Origin of the sequence: Acinetobacter brisouii, assembly GCF_008993995.1 — a bacterium.
Classification (GTDB): Bacteria; Pseudomonadota; Gammaproteobacteria; order Pseudomonadales; family Moraxellaceae; genus Acinetobacter; species Acinetobacter brisouii_A.
Genome location: NZ_BKNN01000047.1, coordinates 1 through 23268, shown reverse-complemented (window position 1 = coordinate 23268; position 23268 = coordinate 1). Strand labels below are relative to the sequence as shown.

Sequence of the window (23268 nt, the reverse complement as noted above, 5' to 3'; positions counted from 1 at the left end):
ATACATGACCATTTGAATGTAATTTTGAAGTAATATTTGAGTAATAAATTACTGTATAAAAAAGTGATATAAATATAAAATGACTATCAATAAAAACAATGACTTATAAAATATTACTTCTGTTATTACAAAAAATTACCTTTAAAAGTAATATTGTTTTTTATTTATAATCAAATACTTGTTTATAGGTATTACTTTATTACCTCTAAATTTGTTCTGAACCTATAAATAAAATATTTCCAGTGTGATAAGAATGAGGGTATTACTTTAATAAATCGTTATTTGCGAAATTAAGAGGTAAATTTGAATCTTGCTATACACTCTACTCAGACTTGAGCGCTCGTGCTTAGAAAAATCATTTATCTAAGCTTTCTTGCTGATAATTTTCTCAATTTATAGAAGTTCTGCTTTTATTTTTCAGAAATCATTCAAATTTTTGATTTTATTTTCATAAAATTTACGATATTTCGGTTAATTTCGATAAAATTTTTTGCTCAATTCAGTGTATAAATAACAGCATCATCAAAATTGCCTGTAAGTGGCGAACTCTATAGTATGATGTCTCAGTTGTTTTACTGATCAAGTACTCTATAGATGAGTATTCTTTCGCCAGAGTGAATCCTGAAATTCATTTCAAGCACAACCTTATTGGAAACAAACATGCCTGACTATCGTTCAAAAACATCGACACATGGAAGAAATATGGCTGGCGCACGCGGTTTATGGCGTGCAACAGGAATGAAAGATGAAGATTTTGGAAAACCAATTATTGCGGTGGTCAACTCATTCACCCAATTTGTACCAGGTCATGTGCATCTGAAAGATTTAGGTCAACTGGTTGCTGAACAAATTCAGGCAGCAGGTGGTGTGGCTAAAGAATTCAATACCATCGCGGTCGATGATGGGATTGCAATGGGTCATGATGGCATGCTGTATTCACTTCCATCACGTGATCTGATTGCTGACTCAGTTGAATATATGGTTAATGCACACTGTGCAGACGCGATGGTGTGTATTTCTAACTGTGACAAAATCACACCGGGAATGCTCATGGCTTCTATGCGCTTGAATATTCCAGTCGTGTTTGTGTCTGGTGGCCCAATGGAAGCGGGCAAGGTTAAATTCCGTGGCAATGAAAAAGCCATTGACCTTGTCGATGCCATGATCGTTGCGGCAGATGATAGCTATACCGATGAAGAAGTTCAGGCATTTGAACGTTCTGCATGTCCAACTTGTGGTTCATGTTCAGGAATGTTCACTGCAAACTCAATGAACTGCTTAACAGAAGCATTAGGCTTGTCTTTACCAGGCAATGGTTCGATTGTTGCAACGCATGCGAACCGTAAAAAATTATTTGAACGTGCAGGGCAGTTAATTGTTGAATTGGCAAAACGCCACTATGAACAAGATGACTACAGCATTTTGCCACGCTCAATTGCAACCAAATCAGCATTTGAAAATGCCATGACGTTGGATATTGCAATGGGTGGTTCAACCAATACAGTATTGCACTTGTTGGCTGCTGCAAATGAAGCAGAAGTTGACTTTACAATGGATGATATTGATCGTCTTTCACGTAAAGTGCCTGTACTTTGTAAAGTTGCTCCAGCCAAGCAAGATGTTCACATGGAAGATGTACACCGTGCAGGCGGCATCATGTCAATTTTAGGTGAGCTTGATCGTGCTGGTTTATTGGTGACTTCAGTCAGTACCGTCCATGAACCAACCATGAAAGATGCATTGGACAAGTGGGATATCATCCGCACTGAAAACACCGAAGTCTATGAGTTTTTCCGTTCATCTCCTGGTGGCGTACCAACACAGGTTGCATTCTCACAAAACCGTTATTACTCAACTTTAGATGGTAACCGTGAAACAGGTGTGATTCGTAACGCAGAACATGCTTTTTCTAAAGATGGTGGTTTGGCAGTGCTTTACGGCAACATCGCACTCGATGGTTGTATTGTGAAAACCGCAGGTGTCGATGAATCGATCCTGAAATTCACAGGGACTGCACGTGTATTTGAAAGCCAAGATTCGGCAGTTGAAGCGATTTTAAATGGCAGTATTAAGGCGGGTGACGTGGTTGTGATTCGCTACGAAGGCCCACGTGGTGGTCCGGGTATGCAAGAAATGTTGTATCCAACCAGCTACTTGAAATCAAAAGGTTTGGGTAAAGACTGTGCTTTGATTACTGATGGTCGTTTCTCTGGTGGTTCTTCAGGCTTATCCATTGGTCATGTGTCACCTGAAGCTGCTGAAGGTGGTGCAATTGGCTTGGTTGAAGATGGCGATACGATTCTGATTGATATTCCAAACCGCACCATTCATTTGGATATTGATGATGCAACACTTGCTCATCGTCATACTGCTCAAGAAGCAAAAGGCTGGCATCCAAAAGAAGAACGTAAACGCAAAGTGTCTAAGGCATTGAAAGTTTATGCACAGCACACAACCAGTGCTGCAAAAGGTGCAGTTCGCGTTTTATAAATTAATTAGATCGTTTGAAAAGCCCTTCTCTTTATGAAGGGTTTTTTTTATTCTTCTACAAATTGTGTGACTTGAGCATTTCGGTATAAATGGAAGTTAACTCGACCAGAATTTTTAACTTGATATAAAGCCTGATCGGCTTTGCGTAACCAGTCGGAAGATGAATAAACATCTTTGACCAAGGCAATACCAATACTAATGGTAACACGACATTGTTCATGGTTACTGAGGCGTAGGTTTTGAACTTTTTCTAAGATCCGTTGAGCTAACTGTAGAACATCATATTCTTGATAATGAATGGCAATTACTGCGAGTTCATCACCACCGAAACGGGCAGGGGTATCCGATGTTCTTAGGGTTTGTCATAGAATATTTGAGACTTCTAAAAGAATATAATCCCCAATTTCATGTCCATAATTGTCATTAATTTTTTTAAAGTGATCCACATCTAGTAGCATTAAATAAGCTGAAGTTTGTTCACGTTGTGTTTTAACAAAAGTGCTTGCAAAGCGTTGCTCAAATAAGCGTCGATTGGGGATGTGCAAGCGAGGATCCATCATTGCGATTCGTTCAAACTCTCGGTTACGCTTACTGAGACGAACAGATAAATGCCGAGAAATAACACTGAGTCCAACCATATAAATGGTGGCTAATGGTAAACTGAGCCATACAGTACGGTGGCTAAGTGTAAAATTGAGTGGATAGCCGAGAAAACTCCATGTGATCCAAAAAACTATGCACAATGCTAACAACGCCAAACGTAGAAGTTTCCATCCTCCTGCGGCATAACGATCTGAAACCAAAACGGCAGTAATAATTAAGGCGGGCATGGAGCTTAGACCCATGATGGCAATCCAGATGTCGCCCAAACCACTATCAATGATTAAACTATAATGCTCAGCTTTGACAGGATCATGTGCTTGCATGCTAAACAAACAAGCGACAGTGGGTCAAACAAAAGCATTGGTTGCTAATAGGGCAAAGTAGAAAAAATCATAGTGCATGTCCCACATGACAGAGGCAATACTGAAAAAGCACAGTGTCGTACCAAGTTGGCGCATGATAAAAATGCGCCATACAAATTTACGGCTACGCGCCTTCAATGTGGCTTCATTAGGGGTAATATAGGACATAATCAATAACTATGAGCGATTATTACAAGATTAATCTAACAACTTTTAGTAAGTTACAGCACAAGAAAAATAAATTTAGCAAAATAAAATTCTATAATTATGTCTAACACTTATCATCCGATAGCGTAATTTAATGAGCCATGAATAAAAATGATGCGTTTATGCGAGACCAAAATATTGATATCTATAAAGGATTACTCATTTTTTTAGTGGTCTTTGGGCATTGTTTAGAACGCTTTTTAGGTTGGCAAAATGAACTTGGAAAAATGTTTTTACAATGCATTTATTTGGTGCATATGCCTGCTTTTATTTTTCTTTCGGGCTATTTATTTAAAGATCATAAAATATCTAAAAAAATCCAATACTTCCTTTCTTTAATGATTCCATTTCAGTTGTTCTATGTATTGCTTGATTATTATTATGCTGGGCATTTGAGCTCCAAATGGTTGTGGCAACCTTACTGGTTACTTTGGTATTTATGGGCGATGTTGGCTTGGGTAATCTTAGCGCGTGGTTTAAAAGTCACTCATTATCCTGTTGCCTTGAGCTTTTTACTGGCTTTACTGATCGGGTTATCGCCGATCAATAACTATATATTGTCTATCGGGCGTATCTTTAACTTTTTGCCTTTTTTTATGTTGGGGCATATATATGGACAGCGGATATTCACGCAACTTAAACAATTGCCTTATGCTGGTGTGTGGGCATTTGGAATATTGATGACAATATTTATTTTTATTCAATACGTGCCACTCAAATCATACTGGTTATATGGCAGCCTGAGTTATCAGCAGATGCATGTTGCAGCTTTACAAGGAATGTTGCAGCGATTGGGTTATTTAACGTTGTCTTTACTTTGCTTGTTGTCAATCTATGTCTTGATTCAATATTTACCACAATTTTTTGAAAAATTAGGAAAAAACAGTCTGGCGATTTATTTGTGGCATGGACTCATTTTACTGGGATTGAGCCATGTGCTGCATCTATCAGCGAGTCCTGCGATTCAATTAGGTGTTGTAGTGTTTGGAAGTATGCTGATTTGTAGCATCTGTATGCTGCCGATTTTTCATCAGAGCATACAGAAGATTTCGCAGGTCTTTCTATTATTCTTTACAAAGCTTAGATTTGGAAAAATACACGATTAAAAGCCTGCATTTTCCAGCGCTGTACGCAAATAAGGATCAAGCTCTTCTTGTTTAAGTAACCAGTTGGCATAGTCCGCGGGTAAATCTTGAATAGCTGTGCCTTTATGTTTGCCAAAGTTGATCATTTTAGGAATACGTGCATCTTCAGAAGCGGTATAGAGTTCTTCAACCGTCTGAATGCCTAAATGCGCAATAATATGCATCAAAATATTCGCCGTTAAAATAATATCGGCATCGGCACGGTGCGCACCTTTCAGCAATTCACGGGCTTTTTCACTACCGCGACTAATCTGATAAATCAGCGCTGAAATATTATGTGCCTCGGCATTTGGCCAGACTTGGCGCGCTAGAGCCAGTGTACAAATTGGTTTTAAGTGAGAAACATCGACACCACAACGGGCAATTGCTTGTACGTCATAATCAATGTTATGTCCGATGATATAGCTCGTTTCACTGGGTAGTTGAAATGTGGTATAGCTAGGCTGATTGGTAATATCAGATTCTAAAATATGATGGACAGCCATCGACGCATACGAAATTGGCTCACCAATTGAGTAAAGCTGATCAAAAATCTGAGTTTTATCGAGACTGAGTTTACCTTGCTGAATTTCAATTGGCGCATAGGCGATTTCAATCGGTAAGCCATTGAGGGTATGGGTTTCGGTATCGAGAATAATGCTTTTCATCGTCTAAATATCAAGTTTTTTTGCAATGTAACATTGCTTCGTGTGAACTACAAACTAGCGGACTTTTTTAGGCTGAAAAATCGCTTCAAAATCTTGTTGCAGGGCATCACTTGAAATGAGCGCCTTATAAATATGCACAGGAATGCCATCTTCACGGTCAACAGCTTTAAAACTTTGTGTTCCGTCACGATATTCAAAAATGGCAATTGGCATATTGTCCTGATCTAAAATAAAAAAACGCTGATTTTTAATCGAAACTTCATGGTTAAAAAAGATCTGTTTAAGTAAACGAAAAAACGCAGCCTGATGGGTTGAAAGCTGATTCAGGTCACGAATACGGTCACTATCGGATGAATGTTGCCCCTTGGAGTAAAGTCGTTGTGAATGACTCAACACGGGCGTATTACGATGTAACATTTTTTCTGAAGATGTATTTTGTTTCTGATCACGAATGTAATAGCCTAAGCAAACACCCAAAATAAAGAAAATTATAATCCACATATTAAAATTATTTTAAAAATCTAAAGCTTGCTATGTTCCAAGATTTTGCGAGTAAGTTCAAGTGATTTAAACATACAGGCTGAGGTTGATCAATTTTTATTGCAGGCTGAGTAAACTTCATACCGAAAAATTTTAAACTTCGTGCTAGAATAAGCTTCGATTTTAGCACGGCTTAAAAGCCCTAATTCATAGGACCCTCGCTAATGTTTGCCAACATCTCTATTTCTGAATTTGATCCAGATTTAGCAAAAGCAATTTCTTCTGAAGATGCCCGTCAAGAAGCTCATATCGAGTTGATTGCTTCTGAAAACTACTGTTCTCCAGCAGTTATGGAAGCTCAAGGAAGTAAATTAACCAATAAATATGCAGAAGGCTATCCAGGCAAACGCTATTACGGCGGTTGTGAATATGTTGATGTCATTGAACAAATGGCGATTGACCGTGCTAAAGAATTATTTGGTGCTGACTACGCAAACGTACAGCCACATGCTGGTTCTCAAGCAAACTCTGCGGTTTACCTTGCATTACTTAACCCAGGCGACACCGTATTGGGTATGAGCTTGGCTCACGGTGGTCACTTGACTCACGGTGCAAAAGTCAGCTTCTCTGGTAAAACTTATAATGCAGTTCAATACGGTTTGAACCCTGAAACTGGCGAAATCGACTATGAAGAAGTTGAACGTCTAGCTGAAGAGCACAAACCACGTATGATCGTTGCGGGCTTCTCTGCATACAGCCGTGTGGTGGATTGGCAGCGTTTCCGTGACATCGCGGACAAAGTTGGCGCTTACTTGTTTGTTGACATGGCACACGTTGCTGGTCTAGTTGCTGCTGGTGTTTACCCAAGCCCAGTACAAATCGCAGATGTCACTACAACAACGACTCACAAAACACTTCGTGGTCCACGTTCTGGTTTGATTCTTGCGAAAGCAAATGAAGAAATCGAGAAAAAACTTCAATCTGCTGTATTCCCTGGTAACCAAGGTGGTCCATTGATGCATGCGATTGCAGCAAAAGCAATCTGCTTCAAAGAAGCAATGGCGCCTGAATACAAAGCATATCAACAACAAGTGGTTAAAAACGCTCAAGCAATGGCTGAAGTTTTAATCGCTCGTGGTTATGACATCGTTTCTGGTGGTACCGACAACCACTTGTTCTTGTTGTCATTGATCAAACAAGACGTGACTGGTAAAGAAGCAGATGCATGGTTAGGTGCTGCGCACATTACTGTGAACAAAAACTCTGTTCCAAATGATCCACGTTCTCCGTTTGTCACTTCAGGTATCCGTATCGGTACACCTGCTGTAACGACTCGTGGTTTCGGTGAAGCAGAAGTACGTGATCTTGCAAACTGGATCGCTGATGTTCTAGACAGCAAAGGTGACGAAAGCGTTATCGCTGCGGTTAAAGAAAAAGTTGCAGAAGTGTGTGCAAAATTCCCAGTGTATGCAAAATAATTATTTTGTATAACTGAAAAGAGCCTCCTGATTTGGGAGGCTTTTTTTATTCTTAAAAAAATCATAACGATAAAAACCGACTAGAGACACTATGTATAATTTACGAATAGATGTACTTCGCGGCATCTCGATTGCTTTGGTATTGCTGCATCATTTTAATATTCCTTATAAATTACAGGATACATGGCTCGGCTTTCAGATTTTTGGCGAAAGTTTCAGTACCTTGCTTGCCAGAAATGGCAACTATGGTGTGACACTCTTTTTTGTGATCTCAGGTTTTCTGATTACTGGGCACAGTTTACGGCGTCAGGAAAATTTGGCGCAGCTTGATGTAAAAGCATTTTATATTCGCCGTATTACGCGAATTATCCCATGTTTGTTATTACTGCTGCTCATCGTCACAGGTTTGGGAAGTTTGGGTCTGGCGCCATTTTTAAATCATGCCCCTCAGCAGATTGAAGTGAGTGATCAGGCTACTGTACTGGCAGCTTTGGGTTTTTATATGAATCTGCTGATTATTCAATATGGCTGGGTGAACTATGCGCTCGGTGTGTTGTGGTCTTTGTCGGTTGAGGAGGTTTTTTATCTATTCTTTCCGATTTTATGTATCGTAACTCGTCGACGAAGTTTGTTGGTTGTGGTGTTATTGGCTGTGATTGCCTATGCGCCTTATTTTAGGTCATTGTATTATCTGAATGAAAATGAAGCCTATTTATATCATTACTTCGCCAGTTTTGATGCAATTGCATTCGGCTGTCTCAGTGCGCTCTTGGCAAGTCGTGTGAAGTTACCACAACATTCTGTGCGTTGGCTTGGCTATCTATGTATGGGACTGATGTGGTGTGCTTTATTTATATGCGCCAATTAAGCAGGCCAGTACATGGAGCATGTCAGTTTTTGCGATTTTGGCTGCTATTCTGTTGTGGGTATATGATCAACCACGTGTACTGAAAAAAACGAATAAGCTCACGCAGGCTTGTGTTTGGTTAGGACAGCACAGTTATGAATTATATTTGTTTCATCTGATTGTGCTTGGTTTAATCAAAGTCATGTCACTACCTGCTGAAACACCAACAATATTCAAGCTGCCATTATTATTACTTTATTTATTCGTAAGTTGTGTATTGGCAAAGCTCATTGAACGGTATTATTCTAGTCCTTTGAATCATTGGATACGGGATAAGTTTTTAACACATTAATTTAAAAAACCGATTGATTGGATAAAAATATACTGTTTTGACAATCAAATTAGTTGCGTTACTATAAACCCAAGTTAAGAAATTCGCTCTGTTTGGAGAAATATGATGTTAGATCAAAACATTAAAGCACAATTGAAAGCATACTTAGAACGTTTAGAAAGCCCAATCGAATTGGTAGCTGCACTTGATGATTCAGATAAAGCTGAAAAAGTAAAAGAATTGGTTACTGAAATTGCTGAATTGTCTGATCGTGTAACGGCACGTTTTGATGGTGACAACACCCGTCGTCCAAGTTTTGGGGTTGCCAAAGCAGGTGAACAACCTCGCGTGTTCTTCGCAGGTTTGCCAATGGGGCATGAGTTTACATCATTGATCTTGGCTTTGTTGCAAGTTTCAGGCTATGCACCAAAAGTTTCAGATGAATTATTGGCGCAAATTAAAGGTTTAAACTTACAAGCCAACTTTGACGTGTTTGTTTCTCTCAGCTGTCATAACTGCCCAGATGTTGTGCAAGCTTTGAACTTGATTGCGATTTATAACCCAAATACCACAACAACCATGATTGATGGTGCCTTTTTCCAAGAAGAAGTTGAAGAACGCAAAATCATGGCGGTTCCAATGGTGTTCCAAGATCAACAACATATTGGTCAAGGTCGTATGACCCTTGAAGAATTGGTGGCGAAGTTAGATCAAAATTCGGCAGCAAAAGATGCCGCAGCGATCAATGCCAAAGGCATCTTCGATGTATTAGTGATCGGTGGTGGGCCTGCAGGTGCAACGTCTGCGATTTATGCAGCACGTAAAGGCATTAAAACAGGCATTGTCGCAGAGCGTTTTGGTGGTCAGGTCATGGACACTATGGACATCGAAAACTTTACTTCGGTGCAAAAAACCCAAGGGCCAAAATTTGCAGCCGATATGGAAGCACATGTGCGTGAGTATGATGTTGACATCATGAACTTACAACGTGTGGCACATATTACAGGGGCAGAATATACCGTCAATGGTTTGGTTGCGGTTGAACTGGAAAATGGTGCAAAACTTGAATCTAAAACTGTGATTCTATCGACTGGTGCGCGTTGGAGAGAAATGAATGTACCGGGTGAAGCAGAATACCGTACCCGTGGTGTTGCATACTGCCCACATTGTGATGGCCCATTGTTCAAAGGCAAACGTGTTGCAGTGATTGGCGGCGGTAACTCAGGCGTTGAAGCTGCAATTGACCTTGCAGGAATTGTAGAACATGTTACCTTGATCGAATTTGGTGATACTTTACGTGCAGACCAAGTTCTTCAAGATAAATTGAACAGCTTGAATAATACTGTTGTGATTAAAAGTGCATTAACCACTGAAGTATTGGGTGATGGTTCGCAAGTAACAGGCTTGAAATACCAAGATCGTACAACTGGCGAAGAACATGTGGTTGAACTTGCAGGGATCTTTGTACAAATTGGCTTGTTACCAAATACCGATTTCTTAAAAGATACCGCAGTTGAATTATCGAATCGTGGTGAGATTATTGTGAATGATCGCAATGAAACCAATGTCAAAGGTGTGTTTGCCGCAGGTGACTGTACCACAGTGCCATACAAACAAATCATCATTGCTACAGGTGAAGGCGCGAAAGCATCACTTTCAGCATTTGACTATATTATCCGTTCAGGACTATAAGTCTGTTAAATAGTTAAAAAAAGAGCGACTCAAAGTAGTCGCTCTTTTTTATTTTATACAATATTCAGTGCTTTAAACTTGTCCATTAACTGTGCCTGATCTTCTACATGCGCAGGGTCAGGTTCAATACAGTTAATCGGGCAGACCGCCATGCAAGTTGGCGCGTCATAGAAACCCACACATTCTGTACAACGCTCAGGGTCAATTTCGTAGACCTTTTTACCTTCAAAAATGGCAGTATTCGGACACTCTGGCAGGCACATATCACAGTTAATACATTCTTTGGTAATGAGCAACGCCATAGTTTAACCTGCTGAATAAGCTAAAGATGCAGCCTGAATATTGTCTGTTGCATCTGGCAAGTTACGAATGAGCAGGGCAAATTCTACATCAATGTTGGCATCGAGTGGAATTTCCACCACATGACCTGAACCTTTGGCATTGTCAATTTGATTGCCTTTGAGGTCACGCATTTCCGTTAAGGTAAAAGTGATGTTGCCTTTTGGTGTCATTAGCTCTAAAGAGTCACCGACAAGGAAACGGTTTTTCACTTCAATACGGATATAGTCACCGTTACGCTCAAGCACTTCACCGCAGAACTGTTGATAGTCAAAATGCGATGAACCATCTTCATAGTTTTGATATTCGCTATGCACATGGCGACGCAAGAAACCTTCGGTATAACCACGGTTTGCCAAGCCTTCAAGCTGTGTCATTAAACTTGGGTCAAATGGACGACCTTCGAGTGCATCATCAATGGCTTTACGATAAATTTGGGCAGTACGCGCACAGTAGAAATAAGATTTGGTACGACCTTCAATTTTCAATGAAGCAATGCCCATGTGCGTCAAACGATCAACATGTTGAACGGCACGTAAATCTTTTGAGTTCATGAAGTATGTGCCATGTTCATCTTCTTCAGCCGCAAACATGTCTTCATCATTGCGTTGAATCAGTACAGGCTCAGCAAATTGATGCTGATCATTTTCGCTTGAGCAGCAGGCTTTTTTCTCTTCAACTTGAGTGACAGGAATCACATCGCCTGTCGCATCTTCTTGTGTTTCATGAATTTTGTATTCCCAACGGCAGGCATTGGTGCATGCACCTTGGTTGGCATCTCGTTTATTCATATAACCAGATAGTAAACAGCGTCCTGAATACGCCATGCACAATGCACCGTGGACAAACACTTCAAGCTCAATTTCTGGGACATGTTTTTGAATTTCTTCAATTTCATCAATTGAAAGCTCACGAGATAAAATCACGCGGGTTAAACCATAGTCTTTCCAGAATTTAACGGTTGCCCAGTTAATCGCATTGGCTTGAACTGATAAATGAATCGGCATGTCTGGAAAATGTTCACGAACCATCATGATCAAACCAGGATCAGACATGATCAGTGCATCAGGTTGCATGGCAACCACAGGCTCAAGGTCACGGATGAAGTTTTTCAGTTTGCTGTTATGCGGTTGGATGTTCACCACCACATAGAATTTTTTGCCAAGCGCATGGGCTTCATTAATGCCAATTTGTAAGTTGTCATGATCAAAGGCATTGTTACGTACACGTAAGCTATAACGTGGTTGTCCTGCATAAACTGCATCTGCACCATAGGCAAATGCAAAACGCATATTTTTGAGTGAACCAGCAGGTGAGAGAAGTTCAGTTTTCATGATAACCACAGTAAAGGCTTAGAAAAAATAGGGGAATATTTTAGTGATTCTCTGTGTTGTACTCAACCTAGTATTTTGGTCGGGATTTTGGATAGATTAAACATAAAAAAACCACATCAAGCGATGTGGTTTTTGCTGACTATGGCAAAATTATGCGTGTTTTGGCGCAGGTTTTTTGCTGTCATGATGAGTGACTTTGTGTACGACATGTTTTGTACCGTGTTCAACCTTATGTACAACGTGTTTTGTGCCATGTGCAACTTTGTGGGCAACTTTTTGGGTGTCTTGACCTACTTTATGCGCCACTTTTTTAGTGTCTTGACCAACAGTGTGTGCTGCGTGTTCAGTTTTTTCGACAACTTTGTGAGTTGTTGATTCATGCTTTTCTGGTTGCTGTTGTGTTGGAGCAGCCATTGCAGTACCTGTGAATGCAGTAGCAGCAAAACCAAAAATTAAAGCAGCAGTAAGTTTTTTCATTTCAGGATCAACCTTGTATTTTCATTCGGTGGTGGATTTCACACTGACATTATGTCGCAAACTTGTGGAAAATATATGGAGCTAAGTTACTATTATGTATAGGGAAACAGTGCAAATGATATAAAAATGGTTAATTCTTTTATAATTAAAGCAAATTTTAAGAATAATAATCAAATTTTCTTCAAAATCACTTTACTCCAATAGAATTATGGCTAAATCATCGTTGCATAAGTTCTGTTGAGTGTCCTATTTTTCTAATTGTTGTCGATGGGATGAACACCTAAAGTACCATAGATCGAGAGTCTTTAAAAATTTAGGTAATGAGCATGTCTACAACAACTCCAAAGCGACAGCCTGTGTTTTTTATTTCACATGGTGGTGGCCCTTGGCCGTGGATGCCAGATCATCTCAATAGTATTTATGCCAAGCTTGCCCAGTCTTTAGGTCAACTGATTGCAAGTTTACCACAAAAGCCAAAAGCGATTTTAATGGTTTCAGCACACTGGGAAGAGCGTGATTTTACCGTACAGGCAACGCCTGAACCAGACATGATTTATGACTATGGTGGTTTTCCTGAACATACTTATCATATTCATTACCGTTCTGCGGGCTGTCCAGCACTTGCTCAACGCGTCAGTGAATTACTGACTCAGGCAGATATTCCTGTGCAGCAAACTACAAGTCGTGGTTATGATCATGGCATGTTTTCACCAATGCAAGTTGTGAATCCTGCCGCAGATATTCCTGTAGTGCAATTGTCCTTGAAAAAGGGTTTAGATCCTGCAACTCATATTCAGATGGGGCAAGCATTGGCACCGTTACGTGATGAAAACGTGCTGATTATTGGCAGTGGTTTAAGTTATCACAATTTACGTATGTTTAATGCCTACGCTTCGGCACCCTCACAAGCCTTTGATCAGTGGTTATATTCCACTGTAGTTGAGCACACAGGTAAAGCGCGTAATCAATTATTGAATCAATGGGAACAAGCACCTGCGGCTCGAATTGCTCATCCACGCGAAGAGCACTTACTGCCTTTGATGGTGAGTATTGGTGCAGCACAGCAGGAAGCAGGCATACGCACTTATCATGAAACTGATTTTATCGGTGGAATTTGGGTGTCTAACTTTGCTTTTGGTGAATTAAATCAAGCCAGTTAAAACATTTTTCTCAATCTGAAATCATAAAAAACCGAAGAAGAATCCTCGGTTTTTTTATTTGAATCGGGTTCAGATTAGACTTCTTTCATAATTGCTTACACCCTCTTTATTTTTCTCCCATAGGGAGAAATAAAAAGGACTGATGAAAGAAGTCTATTAATCAAAACGATAAATATCCATGCCTAAAGCACCCATTGAAAAGCTACTATGCACAATAGTGAAGAGATGACCTAAACCCATTGCAAAAAACAACGGAGCAAGATGCTCAAGGCTTGGATGATTTTGCTCAATATACGGAATCGTTTGCCAATCCAAAACTGCTTCATAATCTTGATGATTGAGTTTTTGTACCACGTAATTACGAAATTCCGATGCCCAAACAGGCACGGGCGTCTGACTATTCTGCCAAGATAATTCTGCCAAGTTATGGGTAATGCTGCCTGAGCCAATCAACAAAATTTGCTGTTGACGTAACGCTTTGAGTGTTTGTCCAATTTTAAAAATTTCTTCCGCACTGTAACTCATCGGCAGCGAGATTTCGACCACGGGAATATCGGCTTCAGGGTATAAATGCAGTAGCGGCATCCATACACCGTGATCACGTGGGCGTGTACTGTTCGCATGTGCTGGAAGTTCAGCTTCTGCCAATAAATGTAGAATCTGTTCGGCCAGTTCGGGTTCGCCCGCAGCAGGATAACGAATTTGATAGAGGGCTTTGGGAAAGCCACGAAAATCATGCCATGTATCAGGACGAGTCGCCGTACTGACTTCAAGTGCCTGACTTTCCCAGTGTGCGGACATAACAACAATGGCTTGAGGACGAGGCAAGTTCAAGCCTAAGCGTTGTAGTGCAGGACCAACCTGTTCAGGGTCAAGCGCTAGTAAGGGAGAACCGTGAGAAATAAATAACCCAGGTAAAGTTTGAAGATGCATAAAGGTTCACCTGAATTGTTTGCGAATCACCGTTAAGCACGATGATACGGATGATTATGGTTAATGCTCATTGCCCGATATAACTGTTCAATCAGCATGACACGCACTAAAGGATGTGGAAGCGTAAGTTTTGACAAAGACCAATGCCATTTGGCTGCCTGACGCACAGCATCACTTAAACCGTCTGGCCCGCCAATGGCTAATGCAATATCTTGACCATCGAGCATCCATTGTTGCATGGTGTCTGCCAGTTTTTCAGTACTAAGTTCACGACCACCCACTTCCAGTGCAATTAAGGTTTCATTGGATTTGAGTGCTGCGAGAATACTTTCACCTTCAGTTTGGCAATATTTCAGAATATCGGCATCTGAATCATTCTTACCGCGTTTTGCCATTGGTAATTCAACAAATTGAGTCTGAACGAATGGCTGAATCCGTTTTAAATAGTCATCGACTCCAGTTAACACCCAAGCAGGCATTTTCTGTCCAATGGTTAAAATGCGAATTTTCATCGTGGCAATCTTTGCGAAAAAAACAATTATAACCTGAGCGAAGATAAACAAAGCAAGGCTTTGTCTTGAGAAGCGGCTAAAGCTTCGCAAGAAGGTGAAAGCTGTGCTTGAGTGGTAAGAAGATAAACAAAGCAAGGCTTTGTCTTGAGAAGCGGCTAAAGCTTCGCAAGAAGGCGAAAGCTGTGCTTGAGTGGTAAGAAGATAAACAAAGCAAGGCTTTGTCTTGAGAAGCGGCTAAAGCTTTTTAAGAATGTGAGTTGTACTATCTTTGGTGGAAATGTGTGGAAAGATGAAATTGAATTGAGAAATATTGGAATATGTGTTGATTAAATCACCAAAAATAGCGGTGAATACAAATTTTAAAGGCATTTAATTCAACCTGAATTAGAGGGAATCTGCTAAAAATGACCTTAAAAATTACATAAGCCACACAAAAAGCTGAACCTTTCAAAAAAATAGATTAATTTGAAATAGAATATGTAAGGCTTATTACATAAGCAAACCGCTTTCTACATCATCAAACGATATTGAATGAATATATTAGATCTCAAGCAGGATGCATCTTCAGCGTTTATTTATTTTTAAAACTGAATCGGTGTAAATCCTTAAGATCTCAATCAAGCTTCGGCTTGAGGATGAAAAAAGAGGGAATAGCCATGTTGAAGAAAATTTTGACCACTGTGTTAGTGGTTTCGACACTAGCCACCAGTAGTTTAGCAATGGCAGAGCCTTGGCATGACCGAGGAGGCCCAGACCGTCACGGTTATGATCAGCGTGATCGTGGACATGACCATCGTGGTGGGCCTGCTTGGAATAACCGTCATGATGGCCCACGCTGGGATGATCGCCGTGGACACTGGGGGCGTGGTGACCGCTTACCATCACGCTATCGTGGTTATAACGTAGATTGGCGTTCGCATCATTTGCCACATCCACCACGTGGACACCGTTGGGTACGCGTCAATGGCGACTACTTATTGATTGCGATTGCATCTGGGGTGATTGCTCAGGCAATTTTCGCCCGTTAAACAAAAAACTGTATTTGACACACAGGCTGCCTCTTTTGAGGCAGTTTTTTATTTGGGGGAAGCATTATTGTGGTGCTGACAATTTATTGGGTGCTTTTGAATAGCGTCTAAGCCATAAAAGAAAATTTGAATATAGTGAATAAAATGAAAAATTAACCATAGCTTAAATATTAAAAAATCTCAGTAAATCTATGAGTAAAACAGACAAAGTTTTGCAGAACTCTGCATTGATCTACACGGTTTATCTGCAGTTTTTGCATACATTAGCCAACAAGTTGTGATCTTTATAAAAGCCTAGCAATGATTTTACAGTGTCGACTGATAAAATCGAAGGAGAGAAAATGCGTACAAAATGGATAGCAGCAGCATTGGCTGTGAGTACTAGTCTCACTTCTAGTCTAACCTTGGCAGATCCTTGGTGGACTCATGACGATCGACCACCTCCGCCTATGTATTATGAACATCATCATGATCATGGCTGGGATGAACCACCGCCCCATTATTGGCGTGATCACCCAGTTCGTTACTGGCATGAAGGCGAATATATCCCACGGGATTATATGGATGATCGTTATGCTGTAGATTGGCATGAAGCACATTTGCCACCACCGCCTCATGGGCATCGTTGGATGAGGATTGATGGTGATTTTGTTTTGGTTGCGGTTGTATCAAGTGTAATCACGCAAATTCTGCTAGGGCCACATTTTCGTTAGGTCAAGCGAAGCCCAATAAAAAAACCACTTCCGAAGAAGTGGTTTTTTTATTGATGTTTTTATGTTTAGTGACGAGCACTTTGACTTTCTGCCACTGCTTTAACAATCGGAGTTTTTGGCAGTGGTTTAGGTTGTTCAGTCAATGCAATCGGCAAGATCTCATCAACGCTTTTCACTGCTTTGATTTCTAGACCTTCTTTGACATTGTCTGGAATTTCAGCCAAATCACGCACATTGTCTTGAGGAATAAAGACCAGTTTAATGCCACCACGGTGTGCAGCAAGTAACTTTTCTTTTAAACCACCAATACGTAGCGCACGACCACCAAGCGTTGTTTCACCTGTCATGGCAATGTCTGCACGAATTGGAATGCCTGTAAAAGCAGAAACCAATGCAGTTGTCAGTGCTAAACCTGCTGAAGGGCCATCTTTTGGTGTTGCACCTTCAGGCAAGTGCACGTGAATATCAGTTTCATCAAAGCGCGCCGCTTCGATACCTAACTCATCTGCACGAGTACGAACCACAGTCATTGCAGTAGTGATCGACTCTTTCATGACATCGCCGAGTGAACCTGTGGTAATAAATTTACCTTTACCTTTCACTGCCGCAACTTCAATAGTGAGTAATTCACCACCAACAGATGTCCAAGCTAAACCATTGACACGACCGATCTGTGCTTCGTCTTCAGCCATCCCAAAGTCAAACTTATGTGGGCCAAGGTAGTCTGGTAAATTAGTTGAAGTCACTTCAATTTGAAGGTTCTTCGCCTTTTTGCTCACGGCTTCTTTGACGACTTTGCGTGCAATTTTTGAAACTTCACGTTCAAGACTACGCACACCTGCTTCACGTGTATAACGTTGCACAATGTCACGAATCGCTTCTTCATGAACAGTCAATTCTTTAGCACGTAAACCATTGTTCTTAATGGCTTTAGGAACTAAATAGCGTTCAGCAATCTTAATTTTCTCATCTTCGGTATAACCCGGTAGACGAATCACTTCCATACGATCTAACAAAGCTTCAGGAATATTCATGCTGTTGGCAGTACAAATAAACATGACTTCAGACAAATCAAGATCAAGGTCTAAATAGTGATCATTGAACTTGTTATTTTGCGATGGATCGAGCACTTCAAGTAATGCTGATGCAGGATCACCACGATAATCCTGAGCCATCTTGTCGATTTCATCAAGCAAGAACAGTGGGTTTTTTACCCCAACTTTAGTCAATGACTGTACGATTTTACCTGGCATCGCACCAATGTAAGTACGGCGATGACCACGGATTTCCGCTTCATCACGCACACCACCTAAAGCCATACGGACAAACTCACGCCCAGTTGCTTTTGCAACAGATTCACCAAGTGAAGTTTTACCGACACCCGGAGGCCCAACTAAACAAAGAATCGGGCCTTTGAGTTTTTTTACGCGAGACTGTACTGCAAGATACTCAACAATACGGTCTTTCACATCATCTAAGCCGTAATGATCTGCATCTAGAATTTCCTGCGCTTTTTGCAAGTTAATGCTAACTTTGCTGGCTTTATTCCATGGTGTATCTAAGATGACATCAAGATAGTTGCGCACCACAGCGGCTTCGCTTGAAGCAGGTTGCATAGATTTGAGTTTACGAAATTCTGCTTCTGCTTTTTTACGTACATGCTCCGGCAAATCTGCCTCTGCAAGACGTTTTTCAAGCTCAGCAACATCGTCCTCAGCACCGCCATTCATGTCAGAAAGTTCACGCTGAATCACCTTCATCTTTTCATTGAGAAAGTATTCGCGCTGATTTTTTTCCATTTGGCGTTTAACACTATCATGTAGTGTCTGCTCAATTTGCTGTTCTTCAGACTGTTGCAACAAATAAGTCATTAACTCTTTTAGGTGAGCTTCAAATTCATCATGCTCCAAGAAGTTTTGCTTCACTTCTATATTTAAAGGAACACGAGTCGCAACAAAGAACAGTAATTGCAGTAAATCTTCGATTTTGTTTGCAGCGGTAATCAGCTCACGTGCATTGCGCAATTTTGCTTCTGCGTATTGTGCAAATAAAGCTTTCAATTCTTGTAGACGTTCATCTTGAATGTCTTGCTCTAATTTTACACTCATTGGGCTTAAAGCATGTTCAGCCGTAAAATATTCTGTCTGATCAATGATTTTTTCTAATTTTGCGCGATGTAAACCTTCAATCAGCACTTTAATGCAGTTTTCATCATTTTCGTGATTAACCACTTGCACAATTTTCGCAACAGTTCCGTATTGATACAGGTTTTCCTGATCAATTTCTTCGGTAAGAGAGTCTTTTTGTGCAACTACAAAGACCAAATTGTCACTGCTACGCGCCGCATCAACAGCTTTTATGGATTTTTCACGACCAACAAAAAGCGCGATCTGCATGTGTGGATAAACCACTACATCACGTAATGCCAATAATGGTAATACGTTTGGAATTGTCAGTTCTTCAGAACTTTCATGATTCAAAATTTGTTCAGTCATGGGCACTCCTAGTGAGTGACAACAGTGTTGCCATGATTTTTATAGTGATGTGTTTTTTTTAAATTACAAGGGTAAGTTTTGTGAAAAAATTAAAAAACAATGGTTTTGGTTAAAATAAAGACAGTAAGTTAGACCTTAAAACATTGATAAGATTCAGGTGTACAGAGTGCATGCAAAGGTTGATCCCATGCCTGATGTGGCAGAACGCACGTTAATTTTTGAAACTGATGTGCCAGACCTAAACGATAAGGGCGCTGTTTTGCTTTGGCGAGCGTTCGGTCATAAAAACCACCACCCATACCCAGACGCATACCTGTGACATCACAAGCCAGTAAAGGCATACATAACATATCTAAATGCTGTACAGCAACGCCACGTTGTTGAGGTTCGAGCATACCTAAGCGATGCAATGCAAAACGTCGGCTATAAAACTGCTGTCTTGAAATTTTTACCCAATGTAAGTGTTGATTCATGTTACAGATTTTAGGTAGATACACCTGTTTGCCCAATTTAAAACAATATTCGATTAAATTTTTTGTTGCAATTTCCCCAAAGGCATCGAGATATAATCCGACTTTTTGAGATTGATGCAGCATTGGACTGCGTCTGAGATGTTTCAAGATGGCTTGCGCTGCTTGGCGTTGTTGAAAGATATTGACTTGACGTCGTTGGCGGCGTAAATCGCGACGTAGTTGTTTGAGATCAATCGCAGCAGTATTCATCAATCATACCCATAAAAGCACAGTCTTGAGTATTACGACAAATATACGCAGAGTAAAGCATGGCTTATGACATATTGGCTGCCTGACTAATTTTAGCCTGAGCATTTTGAGTTAGATGAGAAATTTGCTGCTGATTTTGCTCAATTTCTTGTTGTAACTGGATGATTTTTTGCGTGTCGGGGCGTTTGGCTGCACCTTGTTGAGCGAGCTGTAGGCTGAGCTGATTACTCTGCATCATTTTTTTTCGTATGCTGTCAACTTCAGCACTGCTCAGAAGTAAATTTTCTAATTCTGAATTGAATTTGTGTACACGTTGTTGCATATCCTCAATGATTTGTGCAATTTGTAGACTGTTGCCTGAGCGAATGGCAGGTAAAGCTTCTTGTTGAAAAATAGCACTTTCCTGATTTTGTCGTTGGCTTAGATTGTGTAATCGACTGATATCATTTTGAATATCGACAGCCTGATTATGACTTAAACTGGATTGTTGGGGCATATTTTGTGTGCTGGGCTTGCAGGCACTCGTCAGCCATGGGATCAAACATAAGCAAGCAATCAACAATGGTTTCATGGCATGTCCTGACAGTCGATCCAAAATAAGACTCAAATTCAGATCATGCAGGAGAAAGAATGTGGTGTAAGTAAGATGTTTGCTATCAAAATACAGTGAAACTGAAAAACTATGTTAATACTCTGTAAATTGCCTACATCCTGAATCAATTGCAGATTTTAGGCATAAAAAAACCAGCTTTCGCTGGATTTTTGTGAGTACCATTTTAACTGTTTTAAAATGGTGCCCGGGGCCGGACTCGAACCGGCACGCTTTGAGGGCGGGGGATTTTAAATCCCCTGTGTCTACCTATTTCACCACCCGGGCATGAGCGCCATCATAGTAGAACTTAAACCGTTGTGCAAGAGGAATTTAGCATGGTTTGAAGAAGTTTTATGCGTTTAAAATGGCTTGAGAGTGATTGTTTTTCAAGATGATTTTACCGAAATCTTTGAAAAATGTTATGCTCAAAACCGAACATGTCCAAGGAAGCTATATATGCCTATTCTTGAGTTTTCACTGAAAGCCAATGAAATCATTTTATTGTGGGACTCTCAGTCATATATTTTAAAGCATGGTTTAAATGTCATTCAGCAGCAGAGTGTACCCAGTGGGATTTGGTCAGAGTATGCAATTGAAAACATGATTTATCAGATTGAAGAATTATTAGAATCTGAACCTGCGCTAAGACAAGTTCAGGGTCAGGCTGTGACTTCCGACCTAATGATGACGTTATTAAGTCAGTTATTTTTTCAAAATTCGAGTGCAATTGATCGAGTTCAGCTTGAACATGCTTTTAATGATTTTGTTGATCATTTGAATCACTATTTGCATCAGGTTGAGGAAGGACAGCAGCAGGTTTTTGTTTATTTTGTGATGATTCGCGAGATGATGCATCATCTTAAAATTCAAGAAATTTTAATCAAGTCATTGTTGTTATAAATAATTTAGATAAAGAATCTGTTGGCTACTTGGCTTTTGATGATTTGTAGTCTAAGTAAAAAATTTAAAGTTTTAAGCTGTTGATCATCTGACCAAGCATGCTGAATTTGATTTAAGTGTCAATCTGAAAAATTTCTACATCAATATTTAAAATTGGTTATCCTAAGCGCGGATTTTTATTTAGAAAACGTGTAGCACATGGCACTTAAAGCAACGATTTATAAAGCAGACCTCAATATTGCAGATATGGATCATCACAATTACGGTGATTATCAATTGACGATGGCGCTGCATCCTTCCGAAACTATCGAGCGCTTAATGGTGCGTGTTTTGGCTTTTGCTCGCTATGCCGATGAACAGCTCGAATTTACCAAAGATTTGTTTGAAGTGAATGAGCCTGCTTTGTGGCAGAAAGACTTAACAGGTCTGCTCGAAAAATGGATTGAAGTCGGTTGCCCTGATGAAGATAAAGTCAAAAAAGCCAGTGCACGTTGTCAGCAGGTTGTCGTGATTGCTTATGGCAGTTCGGTGGATGAGTGGTATAAGCGCAATAGCAAACTTAAAACTTTAAAGAATGTTGAAGTTTGGCAGTTAACGGAAGAAACCACGACTGCAATTCAGGCTTTATGTGAGCGTACCATGCAGTTGCAGCTCAACATTATGGATGGCGAGTGGACGCTGATGAGCGATGCTGGTCAAGCAGTAGTTGAATGGATTAAGTTGCAGTAATTTTTGCGCCGCTTGGTGTGAGAGAAAGCGCCTATTAAGGGGCTTTCTTTTTATAAAAATAAGAATGAAACCAAAGAACTGGGCGCTATTTTTATCTGGTAGATATTATGCGAAGATATTTGAAATAAAAGATAAATACTAAGCGTGTACTCATGCAGCCATATAATAAGAATTTAAAACTTCCATCGCGTGATTTACGTAACAATATGACTGATACAGAGCAATTGCTATGGCAAAGGTTACTCTGTAAGCAAATTTTAGGATTGCAGTTTTATCGTCAAAAGCCCATTCTTAACTTTATTGTGGATTTTTACTGTGCCGCAGTGAATTTGGTCATTGAGTGTGATAGTGGGCAGGTGATGGGGTTGTAGAACAAATATGTAAAAAATTAAAATTGTGATAAATTTATATAAAATTTTAACTTGATAATTATTATGGATATTTTTGATTTTGTGGGTAGTTATAAAAACCATCCAGTATTGTTTGTAGGTAGTGGGTTTAGTCTGCGTTATCTGAAAAATTCTTACAATTGGTCTGACTTACTAAGAACTATTGCCATTGAGTTGACGGGCTCTGATGAATATTATTTAGATCTTAGGCAATCAAGTTTTGATGAAAAGAAAGATGAATGTAATCTAATGCAATTAGCAAGTGCTTTAGAAGAAAAATTCAATGAGATTTTAAAAAATGATAGAAATGGGAAGTTTAAAGAAATAAATGACAAGTTTTATGAATTGAGCCGAAATCATAAAAGTGTAAGCCGATTTAAGCTTTATGTATGTGATTTACTAAATCATATGAATTTCAGAAATGGAGTGAATGATGAAGTTGATTTATTTAGAGAAATGTCAAAGAACATATCTTCAATTATTACAACAAATTATGATTTACTTTTAGAAGAGTTAGTCGATTTTATTCCGTTAATTGGTAATGAAATTCTGCTTAGTAATCCATATGGAACTATTTATAAAATTCATGGTTGTATAAATAATCCTAATTCAATTATTTTGACTAAAGATGATTATATTCAATTTAATCAAAGATATGATCTC

At 39.8% G+C, this 23268-nt stretch carries 20 protein-coding genes, 1 tRNA gene and 3 pseudogenes; 12 read left to right on the top strand and 12 right to left on the bottom strand.

The window, feature by feature from the left end:
- Positions 1-660: 660 nt before the first annotated feature.
- On the top strand, positions 661-2490 hold the full coding sequence (gene ilvD, locus GBN19_RS11330) for a dihydroxy-acid dehydratase (protein WP_151711049.1): 1830 nt from the start codon (positions 661-663) through the stop codon (positions 2488-2490).
- Positions 2491-2537: 47 nt separating this feature from the next.
- On the opposite strand, the pseudogene GBN19_RS11325 reads toward ilvD, so the two are convergent.
- Positions 2538-3551: pseudogene (locus tag GBN19_RS11325) on the bottom strand (diguanylate cyclase).
- A gap of 233 nt (positions 3552-3784) precedes the next feature.
- Here GBN19_RS11325 and GBN19_RS11320 point away from each other — a divergent pair.
- Positions 3785-4768 carry an acyltransferase family protein gene (locus GBN19_RS11320; protein ID WP_151778208.1) on the top strand — a complete coding sequence of 328 codons (984 nt, stop codon included), beginning with the start codon at positions 3785-3787 and terminating at the stop codon, positions 4766-4768.
- On the opposite strand, the gene GBN19_RS11315 is transcribed toward GBN19_RS11320, so the two are convergent.
- Both GBN19_RS11315 and GBN19_RS11310 read right to left on the bottom strand, forming a co-directional pair.
- Positions 4765-5454, bottom strand: a complete 690-nt coding sequence (locus GBN19_RS11315; protein ID WP_151778205.1) for a 3'-5' exonuclease — start codon at positions 5452-5454, stop codon at positions 4765-4767. The two genes, GBN19_RS11320 and GBN19_RS11315, sit on opposite strands and share 4 nt — an antisense overlap.
- Before the next feature lie 54 nt (positions 5455-5508).
- On the bottom strand, positions 5509-5955 hold the full coding sequence (locus tag GBN19_RS11310; RefSeq protein WP_151710873.1) for a hypothetical protein: 447 nt from the start codon (positions 5953-5955) through the stop codon (positions 5509-5511).
- A 203-nt stretch (positions 5956-6158) separates the two neighbouring features.
- Between GBN19_RS11310 and glyA the strand changes: the two genes are divergently transcribed.
- From glyA to ahpF, 3 genes and pseudogenes are all read left to right on the top strand, one after another.
- Positions 6159-7412, top strand: a complete 1254-nt coding sequence (glyA, locus tag GBN19_RS11305) for a serine hydroxymethyltransferase (protein ID WP_151778204.1) — start codon at positions 6159-6161, stop codon at positions 7410-7412.
- A 91-nt stretch (positions 7413-7503) separates the two neighbouring features.
- Positions 7504-8611, top strand: a pseudogene (locus tag GBN19_RS11300) (acyltransferase family protein).
- 105 nt (positions 8612-8716) lie between these two features.
- Complete coding sequence (ahpF, locus tag GBN19_RS11295) at positions 8717-10282, top strand: alkyl hydroperoxide reductase subunit F (RefSeq protein WP_151778207.1); 1566 nt, start codon at positions 8717-8719, stop codon at positions 10280-10282.
- A gap of 53 nt (positions 10283-10335) precedes the next feature.
- Here ahpF and GBN19_RS11290 read toward each other — a convergent pair whose 3' ends face one another.
- From GBN19_RS11290 to GBN19_RS11280, 3 genes are all read right to left on the bottom strand, one after another.
- Positions 10336-10584 (bottom strand): YfhL family 4Fe-4S dicluster ferredoxin, encoded by a 249-nt coding sequence (locus GBN19_RS11290; RefSeq protein WP_151778203.1) that lies wholly within the window; start codon positions 10582-10584, stop codon positions 10336-10338.
- A gap of 3 nt (positions 10585-10587) precedes the next feature.
- Positions 10588-11955, bottom strand: a complete 1368-nt coding sequence (trhP, locus tag GBN19_RS11285) for a prephenate-dependent tRNA uridine(34) hydroxylase TrhP (protein ID WP_151778202.1) — start codon at positions 11953-11955, stop codon at positions 10588-10590.
- A 150-nt stretch (positions 11956-12105) separates the two neighbouring features.
- Positions 12106-12432, bottom strand: coding sequence for a hypothetical protein (locus tag GBN19_RS11280; RefSeq protein WP_151778201.1), 327 nt, complete (start codon positions 12430-12432; stop codon positions 12106-12108).
- Between the two features lie 326 nt (positions 12433-12758).
- Here GBN19_RS11280 and GBN19_RS11275 point away from each other — a divergent pair, with 326 nt between their 5' ends.
- The gene (locus GBN19_RS11275) at positions 12759-13592 is read left to right on the top strand and encodes a DODA-type extradiol aromatic ring-opening family dioxygenase (protein ID WP_151778200.1); all 834 of its coding nucleotides are present in this window, start codon (positions 12759-12761) and stop codon (positions 13590-13592) included.
- Between the two features lie 156 nt (positions 13593-13748).
- On the opposite strand, the gene GBN19_RS11270 is transcribed toward GBN19_RS11275, so the two are convergent.
- Together GBN19_RS11270 and rlmH are read right to left on the bottom strand one after the other, a co-directional pair.
- Complete coding sequence (locus GBN19_RS11270) at positions 13749-14525, bottom strand: dioxygenase family protein (RefSeq protein WP_151778199.1); 777 nt, start codon at positions 14523-14525, stop codon at positions 13749-13751.
- Positions 14526-14557: 32 nt separating this feature from the next.
- Positions 14558-15037: a 23S rRNA (pseudouridine(1915)-N(3))-methyltransferase RlmH gene (rlmH, locus tag GBN19_RS11265; RefSeq protein ID WP_151710859.1), complete on the bottom strand. Its 480-nt coding sequence runs from the start codon at positions 15035-15037 to the stop codon at positions 14558-14560.
- 656 nt (positions 15038-15693) lie between these two features.
- Here rlmH and GBN19_RS11260 point away from each other — a divergent pair.
- Both GBN19_RS11260 and GBN19_RS11255 read left to right on the top strand, forming a co-directional pair.
- Positions 15694-16065 carry an RcnB family protein gene (locus tag GBN19_RS11260; protein WP_151778198.1) on the top strand — a complete coding sequence of 124 codons (372 nt, stop codon included), beginning with the start codon at positions 15694-15696 and terminating at the stop codon, positions 16063-16065.
- Between the two features lie 311 nt (positions 16066-16376).
- Positions 16377-16778, top strand: a complete 402-nt coding sequence (locus tag GBN19_RS11255; RefSeq protein ID WP_228271258.1) for an RcnB family protein — start codon at positions 16377-16379, stop codon at positions 16776-16778.
- Positions 16779-16843: 65 nt separating this feature from the next.
- On the opposite strand, the gene lon is transcribed toward GBN19_RS11255, so the two are convergent.
- The 4 genes from lon to GBN19_RS11235 all read right to left on the bottom strand — a co-directional run bounded on the left by lon (position 16844) and on the right by GBN19_RS11235 (position 20872).
- Positions 16844-19273, bottom strand: a complete 2430-nt coding sequence (lon, locus tag GBN19_RS11250) for an endopeptidase La (RefSeq protein WP_151778197.1) — start codon at positions 19271-19273, stop codon at positions 16844-16846.
- Positions 19274-19401: 128 nt separating this feature from the next.
- On the bottom strand, positions 19402-19995 hold the full coding sequence (locus tag GBN19_RS11245; protein ID WP_151778196.1) for a 5-formyltetrahydrofolate cyclo-ligase: 594 nt from the start codon (positions 19993-19995) through the stop codon (positions 19402-19404).
- A gap of 64 nt (positions 19996-20059) precedes the next feature.
- Positions 20060-20602, bottom strand: coding sequence for a hypothetical protein (locus GBN19_RS11240; RefSeq protein ID WP_228271257.1), 543 nt, complete (start codon positions 20600-20602; stop codon positions 20060-20062).
- A 184-nt stretch (positions 20603-20786) separates the two neighbouring features.
- Positions 20787-20872 (bottom strand) — tRNA-Leu (locus GBN19_RS11235).
- A 171-nt stretch (positions 20873-21043) separates the two neighbouring features.
- Between GBN19_RS11235 and GBN19_RS11230 the strand changes: the two genes are divergently transcribed.
- The 4 genes and pseudogenes from GBN19_RS11230 to GBN19_RS11215 form a co-directional block, all read left to right on the top strand.
- The gene (locus tag GBN19_RS11230; protein WP_151710863.1) at positions 21044-21487 is read left to right on the top strand and encodes a hypothetical protein; all 444 of its coding nucleotides are present in this window, start codon (positions 21044-21046) and stop codon (positions 21485-21487) included.
- A 198-nt stretch (positions 21488-21685) separates the two neighbouring features.
- On the top strand, positions 21686-22216 hold the full coding sequence (locus tag GBN19_RS11225; RefSeq protein WP_151710864.1) for a YaeQ family protein: 531 nt from the start codon (positions 21686-21688) through the stop codon (positions 22214-22216).
- 152 nt (positions 22217-22368) lie between these two features.
- A pseudogene (locus tag GBN19_RS11220) lies at positions 22369-22572 on the top strand (endonuclease domain-containing protein); the annotation flags it as partial.
- Between the two features lie 78 nt (positions 22573-22650).
- Positions 22651-23268 (top strand): SIR2 family protein (locus GBN19_RS11215; protein ID WP_171494476.1); only part of this gene is annotated, 618 nt, incomplete at its 3' end.